This window comes from Escherichia coli (genome assembly GCF_036503815.1).
GTDB lineage: Bacteria > Pseudomonadota > Gammaproteobacteria > Enterobacterales > Enterobacteriaceae > Escherichia > Escherichia coli_F.
Map to the genome: position 1 here is coordinate 1,695,226 of NZ_AP027764.1, position 13,593 is coordinate 1,708,818.

The 13,593-nt window shown below is 51.3% G+C and carries 9 protein-coding genes; 6 read left to right on the forward strand and 3 right to left on the reverse strand.

All coding sequences use genetic code 11. The annotated features are described in order from the left end of the window. Positions 1–132 precede the first annotated feature (132 nt). Both rcsB and rcsD read right to left on the reverse strand, forming a co-directional pair. Complete coding sequence (gene rcsB / locus AABJ99_RS08130; RefSeq protein ID WP_001061917.1) at positions 133–783, reverse strand: response regulator transcription factor RcsB; 651 nt, start codon at positions 781–783, stop codon at positions 133–135. A gap of 16 nt (positions 784–799) precedes the next feature. After that, positions 800–3,472, reverse strand: a complete 2,673-nt coding sequence (gene rcsD, locus AABJ99_RS08135) for a phosphotransferase RcsD (protein WP_039021916.1) — start codon at positions 3,470–3,472, stop codon at positions 800–802. 738 nt (positions 3,473–4,210) lie between these two features. Between rcsD and ompC the strand changes: the two genes are divergently transcribed. The 6 genes from ompC (at position 4,211) to mqo (ending at position 11,852) form a co-directional block, all read left to right on the forward strand. Further along, positions 4,211–5,314: a porin OmpC gene (gene ompC / locus AABJ99_RS08140; RefSeq protein WP_000865555.1), complete on the forward strand. Its 1,104-nt coding sequence runs from the start codon at positions 4,211–4,213 to the stop codon at positions 5,312–5,314. A 111-nt stretch (positions 5,315–5,425) separates the two neighbouring features. After that, complete coding sequence (gene apbE, locus AABJ99_RS08145) at positions 5,426–6,481, forward strand: FAD:protein FMN transferase ApbE (RefSeq protein ID WP_039021915.1); 1,056 nt, start codon at positions 5,426–5,428, stop codon at positions 6,479–6,481. A 73-nt stretch (positions 6,482–6,554) separates the two neighbouring features. Beyond that, the gene (gene ada, locus AABJ99_RS08150; RefSeq protein ID WP_039021914.1) at positions 6,555–7,619 is read left to right on the forward strand and encodes a bifunctional DNA-binding transcriptional regulator/O6-methylguanine-DNA methyltransferase Ada; all 1,065 of its coding nucleotides are present in this window, start codon (positions 6,555–6,557) and stop codon (positions 7,617–7,619) included. Further along, positions 7,619–8,269, forward strand: coding sequence for a DNA oxidative demethylase AlkB (alkB, locus tag AABJ99_RS08155; protein WP_105287782.1), 651 nt, complete (start codon positions 7,619–7,621; stop codon positions 8,267–8,269). Before ada ends, alkB begins: the two co-directional genes overlap by 1 nt. 75 nt (positions 8,270–8,344) lie before the next feature. After that, complete coding sequence (gene yojI / locus AABJ99_RS08160) at positions 8,345–9,988, forward strand: microcin J25 efflux ABC transporter YojI (protein WP_039021912.1); 1,644 nt, start codon at positions 8,345–8,347, stop codon at positions 9,986–9,988. A 217-nt stretch (positions 9,989–10,205) separates the two neighbouring features. After that, positions 10,206–11,852, forward strand: coding sequence for a malate dehydrogenase (quinone) (gene mqo / locus AABJ99_RS08165; protein WP_039021911.1), 1,647 nt, complete (start codon positions 10,206–10,208; stop codon positions 11,850–11,852). Between the two features lie 484 nt (positions 11,853–12,336). Here the strand turns inward: mqo and AABJ99_RS08170 are convergent, their stop codons facing one another. Further along, positions 12,337–13,317 carry an IS110-like element IS621 family transposase gene (locus AABJ99_RS08170; RefSeq protein ID WP_000399629.1) on the reverse strand — a complete coding sequence of 327 codons (981 nt, stop codon included), beginning with the start codon at positions 13,315–13,317 and terminating at the stop codon, positions 12,337–12,339. Positions 13,318–13,593: the final 276 nt, after the last annotated feature.

Here is a 13,593-nt window from a genome sequence, read left to right on the forward strand (position 1 = left end):
TATCTGGCCTACTTTGTTGTAATCCATTGAAATAATGGGAATCGTAGGCCGGATAAGTCGTTTACGCCGCATCCGGCATTCAGTGCAAATGCCAGATGCGACGCTGACGCGTCTTATCTGGCCTACAGATGATTAGTCTTTATCTGCCGGACTTAAGGTCACAGAAGAGAGATAATTCAGCAGAGCGATATCGTTCTCGACACCCAGCTTCATCATCGCAGATTTCTTCTGGCTACTGATGGTTTTGATACTGCGGTTCAGCTTTTTAGCGATCTCGGTCACCAGGAAACCTTCCGCAAACAGGCGCAGAACTTCACTCTCTTTTGGCGAGAGACGCTTGTCACCATAACCGCCAGCACTGATTTTTTCTAACAGGCGAGAAACGCTTTCCGGGGTAAATTTCTTCCCTTTCTGCAGCGCGGCGAGAGCTTTCGGCAGATCGGTCGGTGCACCTTGTTTCAGCACGATCCCTTCGATATCCAGATCCAATACCGCACTAAGAATCGCCGGGTTGTTGTTCATGGTCAGAACGATGATCGACAGGCTTGGGAAATGGCGCTTGATGTACTTGATTAAGGTAATTCCATCGCCGTACTTATCGCCAGGCATGGAGAGATCGGTAATCAACACATGCGCATCCAGTTTCGGCAGGTTGTTGATCAGTGCTGTAGAGTCTTCAAATTCGCCGACAACATTCACCCACTCAATTTGCTCAAGTGATTTGCGAATACCGAACAAGACTATCGGATGGTCATCGGCAATAATTACGTTCATATTGTTCATGTAATAGGCTACCTTGCTACAGCAAGCTCTTGACATAACTGTCAATGTCGCTGATGTATTTTTCTATTCCTGGAACATCCTTCTCACGAATCAGATGTTCCAGCGTTTCACATAACTGCTTGCCGGGTACCAGATTTAGCATGGCAAATACGCCTTTAAGACGATGAGCCGTTTGGGCTAACGCAGCAAAGTCACTGGTTGCTGCTTCAGTATACAGCCTCTTAACATCATCCGGTACTGTGTCTACAAAGAGCGCATAATAGCCGCTGGCATGGAGTTGCGCATTTTCATCTCCGCCCAGAGGCGATTCTGTCACCTCTTCCTGCGCCAGTTGCACTTCAATTAATTGTAAGACCGCTTCCTGCATAGCGTTGCTCATATTGAAGTTGACGCACAATTGACCAGGCCCAATTTCCCGTACGCCAGACTCATCATCGCTTAAAAGCAAGCCAGAGGCAGTAAGATTAGACGGATTATCCGTTAAAAAGATATCATAATCTTGACTAATTAATCTTTCATCGGGTGTGATACAGGTTGCACCCCAATTTTCTAACTGGCGAGTGACAATATTCCGAATTTCTGCCGAAGTAACATCCACCATTATGCAGACATCATCCAGTAATCGTTCTTCTTCCTCTTCAACTTCCGGGTCAGCTGCGAGCATTTTGATATGCACAGAGTAGCGTGTACCAAGCCCATCCCGCGTTTTGATGTTTAAATGACCGCCCAGTTTACGTGCCAGTTGATCGCTCAGCCAGAATGCCAGCGGGTCCGCCTTGCCATAGCGATCGTTTTGGGTCTGGTTGATGAACGGGAAGTGCAAATTATCCATTTCATGAATGCTTACGCCTTCTCCGGTGTCCAGAATGCGGAACGTCAGGCGGTCTTCGGAGGACTCATCCTGATCAACCTCAAGGGTGATTTTTCCCAATTGCGTTGAGGTCACGGCATATTGCATCAGTAGTAGCAAAATACGTCGTAAGGCATCGCGATCGCCGCGGCGCATATCGTGTGCTTTCAGATGATTGTTAATCAGCAGTTGCAGACCTTTACGCTTGATGGCAGGCAATACTGAAGGCACAACTTCATCAATCAAATCCTGCACGGAGAACAGCTCCGTCTCACTTTTCCAGCTATCGTCCGCAAGCATATTCGCTAACTGTATTTCATCGACCAGCCGCACCAGCACATCTGCCTGATTCGCCAGTTGTTTGCCTTCCGGGGCGTTGAGTTTAGCCGCGCTCTCCGCCAGGGACTGTGCGGGTTCTTTCAGCGCATCGCCAATGTTTTTCATAAAGGTCATCCGCCCCTGCTGGTTTTTCTCATACAGACGCTGCGCCTGCTTGAGTTTCTTGTTTACCAGCACTTCGCGATCCTGATCGCGAATAATGAAAATTTGTGTGCGCGGCGCAACCTGGCTGCGGAACATGCGGATTTCATATAGCTCGTTATTGATTGTCGCCTGAATAATCCCCTGATGCTGTTCCGCCATGGTGGTGATGTTTTGCAGATTCAAATGCGGCAGCAAATGATCGGCAATTTTGTTACTTATGACTGTGCGGTTCGATTCCTGATCGTGAACCAGCAGGCCGAGCGGCAGCAGTGAGACTATCTCTTCATTAATTGCCCGTAAAATGCGCAATTCGTTATTGACCGCCGTGCTGGGGACGCTTTCTGTACTGCGGCTGGAGAAATGGCGGAATGTGGTATAGCCAAATAACGCCAGCGCCAGCAAACCGATGTTCAGCAGCAGTGGCAGCAGAATGTTTTGCAACGTATCCAGCAATAAGGTGCCATAAGGAACCTGCCAGACCAGGCGCATATCGGTAGAGTTGAGTGCCGAGGAGATTTCAATCTTCGTACTGTTAAAGTGGATACTGACGCTATCCGTCCCTTCTTTCTCATTTTCATTGTTTCCCGTTGCCGTCGCGTCTGGCTCAAGGCGGAAACTGTCCAGCGGCATACCCGGTGGGATCAAATCATTAATCGGCAGATCAAAAGCAACGACCGTTGCCAGATGTCCCGGCTGGTTGAACGTGGTACGCAAGGTAAAGTAATGACCGTTCTGCCAGGCCAGGCGGCGCAGGTTAGAAAAACTTTCGCGTTCATCGAGCGCGTTGGCCTGTTGCAACATCTCTGCGCGACGTGAATCAACAATGTCGCTGACGGTCGATTCTTTAAATCCGGAGGTGAGATCTTTGAGGGGCAGGGTCGAGATCAGCACCAGACTGTTATCCTGACCATTCAGGTAATACATCGACCACGGTACATTTTCTGCGCCCCATAACGTGTCCAGATAGGTGGACATCCGTTGAGTCATCTCAAGCGTTGAGTTGTCGTGAGAGCCAAAGATTAACGCTTCCGTTTTGCGGCGTGGTTTTTCCAGATAGTAGACATCCTGTTTCAGGCGCGTCTCTTGTAAACCTTCGCCGGAGGAGGGGGAGGTCGTCGCGGCAATGTTGTCGTAGATCTGCCAGGTCACATAACGCCAGGTATCGACGCGCTTTTGGATTGCGTGGGTAATGTCGACAATCTGGTAACTTTTATCTTTCAGCCAGGCGTTAACGGCGCTTTGCACCATTACACCCATCGTCACCAGTAACACAATGATCAACAGTAAAAAGAAGCGGGTAATGCTCCCCGGTAGGAGTGAAAAGCGGGTCGTGGCCGTTGTCTCTTTCTGACGCATTCGTGTTTATGACCTGTTAAAACTTCGCGAAGTGATAGGGCAGTATAAAGGGTACAGTGTGAAATTCCAGACTCTTACCTGATTGATGATCCACTATTCTCCCGTGATATTTATCATCCTGCATTGGGGGAAATAGATGTACAAGCGCTATTTTGCTGTACAAATAACCTACAAAAAGTCTAACGAAATTAATTGCAAATAAACGAAGATTGCTGGAAATTATGCTGATGTTAATTATTTGTGAAATAGTTAACAAGCGTTATAGTTTTTCTGTGGTAGCACAGAATAATGAAAAGTGTGTAAAGAAGGGTAAAAAAAACCGGATGCGAGGCATCCGGTTGAAATAGGGGTAAACAGACATTCAGAAATGAATGACGGTAATAAATAAAGTTAATGATGATAGCGGGAGATATTCTAGTTGCGAGTGAAGGTTTTGTTTTGACATTCAGTGCTGTCAAATACTTAAGAATAAGTTATTGATTTTAACCTTGAATTATTATTGCTTGATGTTAGGTGCTTATTTCGCCATTCCGCAATAATCTTAAAAAGTTCCCCTGCATTTACATTTTGAAACATCTATAGCGATAAATGAAACATCTTAAAAGTTTTAGTATCATATTCGTGTTGGATTATTCTGCATTTTTGGGGAGAATGGACTTGCCGACTGATTAATGAGGGTTAATCAGTATGCAGTGGCATAAAAAAGCAAATAAAGGCATATAACAGAGGGTTAATAACATGAAAGTTAAAGTACTGTCCCTCCTGGTCCCAGCTCTGCTGGTAGCAGGCGCAGCAAACGCTGCTGAAGTTTACAACAAAGACGGCAACAAATTAGATCTGTACGGTAAAGTAGACGGCCTGCACTATTTCTCTGACGACAAGTCTGTAGATGGCGACCAGACCTACATGCGTCTTGGCTTCAAAGGTGAAACTCAGGTTACTGACCAGCTGACCGGTTACGGTCAGTGGGAATATCAGATCCAGGGCAACAGCGCTGAAAACGAAAACAACTCCTGGACCCGTGTGGCATTCGCAGGTCTGAAATTCCAGGATGTAGGTTCTTTCGACTACGGTCGTAACTACGGCGTAGTTTACGACGTAACTTCCTGGACCGACGTACTGCCAGAATTCGGTGGCGACACTTACGGTTCTGACAACTTCATGCAGCAGCGTGGTAACGGCTTCGCGACCTACCGTAACACTGACTTCTTCGGTCTGGTTGACGGCCTGAACTTTGCTGTTCAGTACCAGGGTAAAAATGGTAGCGTAAGCGGCGAAGGCATGACCAACAATGGTCGTGAAGCACTGCGTCAGAACGGCGACGGCGTTGGCGGTTCTATCACTTATGATTACGAAGGCTTCGGTATCGGTGGTGCGATCTCCAGCTCCAAACGTACTGACGATCAGAACAGCCCGCTGTACATCGGTAACGGCGACCGTGCTGAAACCTACACTGGTGGTCTGAAATACGACGCTAACAACATCTACCTGGCTGCTCAGTACACCCAGACCTACAACGCAACTCGCGTAGGTTCCCTGGGTTGGGCGAACAAAGCACAGAACTTCGAAGCTGTTGCTCAGTACCAGTTCGACTTCGGTCTGCGTCCGTCCCTGGCTTACCTGCAGTCTAAAGGTAAAAACCTGGGTGTCATCAATGGTCGTAACTACGACGACGAAGATATCCTGAAATATGTTGATGTTGGTGCTACTTACTACTTCAACAAAAACATGTCCACCTATGTTGACTACAAAATCAACCTGCTGGACGACAACCAGTTCACTCGTGACGCTGGCATCAACACTGATAACATCGTAGCTCTGGGTCTGGTTTACCAGTTCTAATCTCGATTGATATCGAACAAAGGGCCTGCGGGCCCTTTTTTCATTGTTTTCAGCGTACAAACACAGTTTTTTGGTGTACTCTTGCGACCGTTCGCATGAGGATAATCACGTATGGAAATAAGCTTTACCCGCGTGGCACTGCTGGCTGCCGCGTTCTTCTTTGTTGGTTGCGATCAAAAACCACAACCCGCCAAAACCCACGCTATTGAAGTTACCGTTCTCGAAGGCAAAACCATGGGTACCTTCTGGCGTGCCAGCATTCCGGGCATTGACGCCAAACGCAGTGCCGAACTTAAAGAAAAGATTCAGACCCAGCTGGACGCTGACGATCAGCTGCTTTCGACCTATAAAAAAGATTCCGCGCTGATGCGCTTTAACGACTCGCAAAGTTTGTCGCCGTGGCCGGTAAGTGAAGCGATGGCCGATATCGTCACCACCTCGCTGCGCATTGGCGCAAGGACCGATGGTGCGATGGATATAACCGTCGGGCCGCTGGTGAATCTGTGGGGCTTTGGCCCGGAACAACAGCCGGTTCAAATTCCGAGCCAGGAACAGATCGATGCGATGAAAGCCAAAACCGGCTTACAGCACCTGACGGTCATTAATCAGTCGCATCAGCAATATCTGCAAAAAGACCTGCCGGATTTATATGTCGATCTCTCCACCGTCGGCGAAGGCTATGCGGCGGATCATCTGGCACGCTTGATGGAGCAGGAAGGGATTTCCCGCTATCTGGTGTCGGTGGGCGGCGCGCTGAACAGCCGTGGTATGAACGGTGAAGGCCAGCCGTGGCGGGTAGCGATTCAAAAACCAACCGATAAAGAAAACGCGGTTCAGGCCGTGGTGGATATCAACGGTCATGGCATTAGCACCTCTGGCAGCTACCGTAACTATTACGAACTGGACGGCAAACGTCTTTCCCATGTTATCGATCCGCAAACCGGGCGTCCCATCGAACACAATCTGGTATCCGTGACGGTGATTGCCCCGACGGCGCTGGAAGCCGATGCCTGGGATACTGGCTTAATGGTACTCGGGCCGGAGAAAGCCAAAGAGGTTGTTCGCCGGGAAGGGCTGGCGGTTTATATGATCACCAAAGAGGGCGATAGCTTTAAAACCTGGATGTCGCCGCAGTTTAAAAGCTTCCTGGTGAGCGAAAAAAATTAAAGCGCAAGATTGTTGGTTTTTGCGTGATGGTGACCGGGCAGACTAAAGGCTATCCTTAACCAGGGAGCTGATGATGAAAAACGCCACATGCTTAACTGACGATCAACGCTGGCAATCTGTCTTAGCCCGCGATCCGAACGCCGACGGCGAATTCGTTTTCGCCGTGCGGACCACGGGTATCTTTTGCCGACCGTCTTGCCGTGCCAGACATGCCTTGCGGGAAAACGTCTCCTTCTACGTAAATGCCAGCGAGGCGCTTACCGCTGGCTTTCGCCCCTGCAAACGTTGTCAGCCAGACAAAGCCAATCCCCGGCAACATCGCCTTGATAAAATTACCCACGCCTGCCGACTGCTGGAACAGGAAACGCCTGTAACGCTGGAAGCCTTAGCCGACCAGGTGGCGATGAGTCCGTTCCATCTGCATCGGTTGTTTAAAGCGACTACCGGAATGACGCCTAAAGCCTGGCAACAGGCCTGGCGCGCTCGCCGTTTGCGTGAATCGCTGGCGAAAGGGGAGAGCGTGACGACGTCTATTCTTAACGCCGGATTTCCCGACAGCAGCAGTTACTACCGCAAAGCTGACGAAACGCTGGGCATGACGGCTAAACAATTCCGTCATGGTGGCGAAAATCTGGCGGTGCGTTACGCGCTGGCTGATTGTGAGCTGGGCCGTTGCCTGGTGGCAGAAAGCGAGCGGGGGATTTGCGCGATATTGCTGGGCGATGATGACGCGACGCTAATCAGCGAGTTGCAGCAGATGTTTCCCGCTGCCGACAACGCGCCTGCCGATCTGACGTTTCAGCAACATGTGCGTGAAGTGATCGCCAGCCTCAATCAACGCGATACGCCGCTGACGTTACCGCTGGACATTCGCGGCACTGCTTTTCAGCAACAAGTCTGGCAGGCACTGCGCACGATACCTTGTGGTGAAACCGTCAGTTATCAGCAACTGGCGAACGCCATCGGCAAACCGAAAGCGGTACGGGCCGTTGCCAGCGCCTGTGCAGCCAACAAGCTCGCTATCGTAATACCCTGTCATCGGGTTGTCCGTGGTGATGGCACACTTTCCGGTTACCGCTGGGGCGTGTCGCGCAAAGCGCAACTGCTGCGCCGTGAAGCTGAAAATGAGGAGAGGTAATGTTGGATCTGTTTGCCGATGCTGAACCGTGGCAAGAACCACTGGCGGCTGGAGCGGTGATTTTGCACCGTTTTGCTTTTAACGCTGCGGAGCAACTGATCCGCGATATTAATGACGTTGCCAGCCAGTCGCCGTTTCGCCAGATGGTCACCCCCGGGGGATATACCATGTCGGTGGCAATGACCAACTGTGGGCATCTGGGCTGGACGACCAATCGGCAGGGTTATCTCTATTCGCCCATTGATCCGCAAACAAATAAACCGTGGCCCGCCATGCCGCAGAGTTTTCATGATTTATGTCAACGTGCGGCGACGGCGGCGGGCTATCCAGATTTCCAACCTGATGCCTGTCTGATCAACCGCTATGCTCCTGGCGCGAAACTGTCGCTGCATCAGGATAAAGACGAACCGGATCTGCGCGCGCCGATTGTTTCTGTTTCTCTGGGCTTACCCGCGATTTTTCAATTTGGTGGCCTGAAACGAAATGATCCGCTCAAACGTTTATTGCTGGAACATGGCGATGTGGTGGTATGGGGCGGTGAATCGCGGCTGTTTTATCACGGCATTCAACCGTTGAAAGCGGGCTTTCATCCACTCACCGCCGACTGCCGCTACAACCTGACATTCCGTCAGGCAGGTAAAAAAGAATAAAAATAAGAATTATTATTGCTGTGCGCGCGGAGATGTTTAAACTGCGGGCTGTAATTCATTGTCCGGGTTTTTTGCATGGAACTTCTTGTACTTGTCTGGCGGCAGTATCGCTGGCCATTTATCAGTGTGATGGCGCTAAGCCTCGCCAGTGCGGCATTAGGCATTGGCTTAATTGCTTTTATCAATCAGCGCCTTATCGAAACGGCGGATACCAGTCTGCTGGTGTTGCCGGAGTTTCTCGGTTTATTGCTGCTGCTAATGGCGGTGACGCTAGGTTCGCAACTGGCGCTCACCACTCTGGGGCATCACTTCGTTTACCGACTGCGTAGCGAATTTATCAAGCGGATTCTGGATACTCACGTCGAGCGTATCGAACAACTCGGTAGCGCCTCGTTGCTGGCGGGGTTAACCAGCGATGTGCGCAATATCACTATTGCGTTTGTTCGTCTGCCAGAACTGGTGCAGGGGATCATTCTCACTATCGGTTCGGCGGCGTATCTGTGGATGCTGTCGGGCAAGATGTTGCTGGTAACGGCTATCTGGATGGCGGTCACCATCTGGGGCGGTTTTGTACTGGTGGCGCGGGTTTACAAACATATGGCGACCCTGCGCGAGACCGAAGATAAGCTGTACACGGATTTTCAAACTGTACTCGAAGGGCGCAAAGAGCTGACTCTTAACCGTGAACGCGCCGAGTATGTGTTTAACAACCTCTACATTCCTGATGCGCAAGAGTATCGCCACCATATTATCCGCGCAGACACCTTCCATCTTAGTGCTGTGAACTGGTCAAACATCATGATGCTGGGCGCAATCGGCCTGGTGTTCTGGATGGCGAACAGTCTCGGTTGGGCTGATACCAACGTTGCCGCGACCTATTCGCTAACGCTGTTATTCCTGCGTACGCCGCTGCTTTCGGCGGTTGGTGCGTTGCCGACGCTACTGACTGCGCAGGTGGCGTTTAACAAGTTGAACAAATTCGCACTCGCGCCTTTCAAAGCGGAGTTTCCGCGCCCGCAGGCGTTCCCTGACTGGCAAACGCTGGAGCTGCGCAACGTGACGTTTGCTTATCAGGATAACGCATTTTCCGTTGGGCCGATTAACCTCACCATCAAACGTGGCGAACTGCTGTTTCTGATTGGCGGCAACGGTAGTGGCAAATCGACGCTGGCAATGTTGCTGACGGGCTTGTACCAGCCACAAAGTGGCGAAATTTTGCTGGATGGAAAACCTGTCAGCGGCGAACAACCGGAAGATTATCGCAAACTGTTTTCGGCAGTGTTTACCGATGTCTGGTTGTTTGATCAACTGCTGGGGCCGGAGGGAAAACCGGCTAATCCACAACTGGTTGAGAAGTGGCTGGCGCAACTGAAAATGGCTCATAAGCTTGAGTTAAGCAACGGGCGTATTGTTAACCTGAAGTTATCAAAAGGGCAGAAAAAACGCGTCGCGCTGTTGCTGGCGCTGGCAGAAGAACGCGATATTATCCTGTTGGATGAATGGGCGGCGGATCAGGACCCTCACTTCCGCCGTGAGTTTTATCAGGTGCTGCTGCCGCTGATGCAGGAGATGGGTAAAACGATTTTCGCCATCAGTCATGATGATCATTACTTTATCCACGCTGACCGCCTGCTGGAAATGCGCAACGGGCTACTTAGCGAGCTGACAGGCGAAGAGCGCGATGCTGCTTCGCGTGATGCCGTTGCCCGGACGGCATAATATTTCGACGCTGACCTGGCGGACTGCTGCCGCCAGGTCAATATTCTAAAAAACCCTTCGTTTCTAATAACCCTATAATTAATCAACGAAATTATAATGTTTCTAAAATTAGAATATAATTTATAAACATTATTTAAATGTTGTTACTTAAGTGTTACCGTTGATGCCGCGCAAATCTCACCTGCAATAAAGCGACTAAAAGTAAGGCATTAACAAGATGAAAAAAGTGACTGCCATGCTCTTCTCGATGGCCGTGGGGCTTAATGCCGTTTCGATGACGGCAAAAGCGAAAGCGTCCGAGGAGCAGGAAACTGATGTACTGTTGATTGGCGGCGGCATTATGAGCGCCACGTTGGGGACCTATTTACGCGAGCTGGAGCCTGAATGGTCGATGACCATGGTGGAGCGCCTGGAGGGTGTCGCGCAGGAGAGTTCGAACGGCTGGAACAACGCCGGAACCGGGCATTCTGCACTGATGGAACTCAATTACACCCCGCAAAATGCCGACGGCAGCATCAGTATTGAAAAAGCAGTCGCCATTAACGAAGCATTTCAGATTTCCCGCCAGTTCTGGGCGCACCAGGTCGAGCGCGGTGTGCTGCGTACTCCGCGTTCATTTATCAATACCGTTCCGCATATGAGCTTTGTCTGGGGCGAGGAGAACGTTAATTTCCTGCGCGCCCGTTACGCCGCGTTGCAACAAAGCTCGCTGTTTCGCGGTATGCGTTACTCTGAAGATCACGCGCAGATCAAAGAGTGGGCACCGTTAGTGATGGAAGGGCGCGATCCGCAACAGAAAGTAGCAGCAACACGCACAGAAATTGGCACTGATGTGAACTATGGCGAGATCACCCGCCAGTTGATCGCCTCCTTACAGAAGAAATCTAACTTCTCGCTGCAACTCAGCAGCGAGGTCCGCGCCCTAAAGCGTAATGACGATAACAGCTGGACTGTCACCGTCGCCGATCTGAAAAACGGCACAGCACAGAACATCCGCGCGAAATTTGTCTTTATCGGCGCGGGCGGTGCAGCGTTGAAGCTGTTACAGGAATCCGGTATTCCGGAAGCGAAAGACTACGCCGGTTTTCCGGTAGGTGGACAGTTCCTTGTCTCGGAAAACCCGGATGTGGTTAACCATCATCTGGCGAAGGTCTACGGGAAAGCCTCCGTTGGCGCACCGCCAATGTCGGTTCCGCATATCGATACCCGTGTGCTGGACGGTAAACGCGTCGTGCTGTTTGGGCCATTTGCCACCTTCTCAACTAAATTCCTCAAAAATGGTTCACTGTGGGATCTGCTGAGTTCCACTACTACTTCTAACGTGATGCCGATGATGCACGTTGGGCTGGATAATTTCGATCTGGTGAAATATCTGGTGAGTCAGGTGATGTTGAGTGAAGAGGATCGTTTTGAGGCGTTGAAAGAATACTATCCGCAGGCGAAAAAAGAGGACTGGCGTTTGTGGCAAGCGGGGCAGCGCGTGCAGATTATCAAGCGTGATGCCGAGAAAGGTGGCGTACTGCGTCTGGGTACCGAAGTGGTCAGCGACCAACAAGGGACTATTGCCGCGCTGCTGGGGGCATCGCCAGGGGCGTCAACCGCCGCGCCGATTATGTTGAATCTGCTGGAAAAAGTATTTGGCGATCGCGTTTCAAGCCCACAATGGCAGGCCACGCTGAAAGCGATTGTTCCGTCTTATGGACGCAAGCTGAATGGTGATGTGGCGGCAACAGAACGCGAGTTGCAGTACACCAGCGAAGTGCTGGGGCTGAAATACGACAAGCCGCAGGTGGCGGACAGTACGCCAAAACCGCAGTTGAAGCCGCAAACCGTTCAAAAAGAAGTCGCGGATATTGCGTTGTAATGATGTGCCACATCCGGCATGGTATGCCGGATGTGGCGCATGCTGATAAGACGCGTCAGCGTCGCATCAGTCAACCGGCTCGGGCGTTGGATGTCGGATGCGGCGTGACCGCCTTATCCGACCTACGGGGTGGAGCACTTCACAGCGGTGTAGGCCTGATAAGACGCGCCAGCGTCGCATCAGGCACCCGGCTCGGGCATTAGATGTCGGATGCGGCGTGACCGCCTTATCCGACCTACGGGGGGGAGCACTTCACAGCGGTGTAGGCCTGATAAGACGCGCCAGCGTCGCATCAGGCAACCGGCTCGGGCGTTAGATGTCGGATGCGGCGTGACCGCCTTATCCGACCTACGGGGTGGAGCACTTCACAGCGGTGTAGATACTGTTATGGCCTGCAATTTTTTTTCTACCCCGGTTTCCCAGATTGCAGGCATGCCAGACACAGCGCCGTCAGGCGCTGTTTTTTTCATCCCTTCCGCGATTTTTACGCCGCTACCGGATTATGCCGTGACGCATCGAACGGGACCCCTGACTTCAGCACGCCATACGCCACCTGTGCCAGCTTGCGCATCATCGCGCCGAGAATCACCTTTCCTTTCTTGCCATTAGCCGCCAGACGGTCGCGGAACGCCCGTCCCCACTCAGTCTTACTGGTGGCTACCATTGCAGGCATATACAACGCCCTGCGAAGCGACACATGTCCGGCTTTACTCAACCGGCTTGCCCCTCTCACACTACTGCCTGATTCATAACGCCGTGGTGTCAGACCCGCAAAAGCGGCGAACTGTCTGGCATGGGCGAAGCGGTCCTTCAGACCGATATAAGCCAGCAATACCGCAGATGTTTTCTCTCCGATACCCGGGATACTTTCCAGCAGTTTTCTGCGGTGTTTCATATCCGGATCATCGTCTGTCAGGTCTTTTATCTGCTTCTCAAGACGCTTCAGCTCTGCTTCAAGCCACAGAAGATGAGCATCAATGCTCGGCCTCTGGACTTCCCGCGCCGTTTCAGTGCGGTTCAGTTCCTGCGTGTGCATATCTGTCAGCGCCTGGTGGCGTACTACCAGGGCACGCAACGCGCGTTCAAGCGGGTGAGGCGCTTCCCAGGCTGCAGGGCGCTTCTGACGACAGAACTCTGCCAGCATGCGCGCATCCACGGTATCAGTCTTGTTACGCAGTCCTTCACTCTGAGCGAAAGCTTTACCCAACGCAGGATTAATGACTGACACTATGTAACCTGCATCGTAAAGGCACTCTGCGACAGGTTCCATATAGGTGCCGGTCGCTTCGATGCAGATATGCGCATGGTCAATCTTGTGACCCTTCAGCCAGCTCACCAGCTCATCGTGCCCTTTAGTGGTGTTAGCGAATTTTTTGGTGCGATGACGACCATCAGGACGCAACACATCGACATCCAGTTTCTCTTTAGCGGTGTCGATACCGATATAATGAAGTTCATGTTCCATAGTGAAACCAACCTTGCAAATACGGATTACCGGGAAAACCGGTCCATGATACTGTCCGGTTTATCACTTTGGGAGAAAGGCAGTCCGCTGCATAAATCTACGCAACAGGTTGAAAACCTAAGGCCCGATACGGCATGCGGACTGCAGGCAGAGAAAACTGGCCGATTTTCTCTGCACAGGAGGGATAATACAAGGCCTGATAAGACGCGTCAGCGTCGCATCAGTCAACCGGCTTGGGCGTTAGATGTCGGATGCGGCGTGACCGCCTTATCCGAC

Coding starts and splice junctions, on each gene's coding strand:
- rcsB (WP_001061917.1), bottom strand. CDS start 783: ATGAACAATATGAACGTAATTATTGCCGATGACCATCCGATAGTCTTG.
- rcsD (WP_039021916.1), bottom strand. CDS start 3,472: ATGCGTCAGAAAGAGACAACGGCCACGACCCGCTTTTCACTCCTACCG.
- ompC (WP_000865555.1), top strand. CDS start 4,211: ATGAAAGTTAAAGTACTGTCCCTCCTGGTCCCAGCTCTGCTGGTAGCA.
- apbE (WP_039021915.1), top strand. CDS start 5,426: ATGGAAATAAGCTTTACCCGCGTGGCACTGCTGGCTGCCGCGTTCTTC.
- ada (WP_039021914.1), top strand. CDS start 6,555: ATGAAAAACGCCACATGCTTAACTGACGATCAACGCTGGCAATCTGTC.
- alkB (WP_105287782.1), top strand. CDS start 7,619: ATGTTGGATCTGTTTGCCGATGCTGAACCGTGGCAAGAACCACTGGCG.
- yojI (WP_039021912.1), top strand. CDS start 8,345: ATGGAACTTCTTGTACTTGTCTGGCGGCAGTATCGCTGGCCATTTATC.
- mqo (WP_039021911.1), top strand. CDS start 10,206: ATGAAAAAAGTGACTGCCATGCTCTTCTCGATGGCCGTGGGGCTTAAT.
- AABJ99_RS08170 (WP_000399629.1), bottom strand. CDS start 13,317: ATGGAACATGAACTTCATTATATCGGTATCGACACCGCTAAAGAGAAA.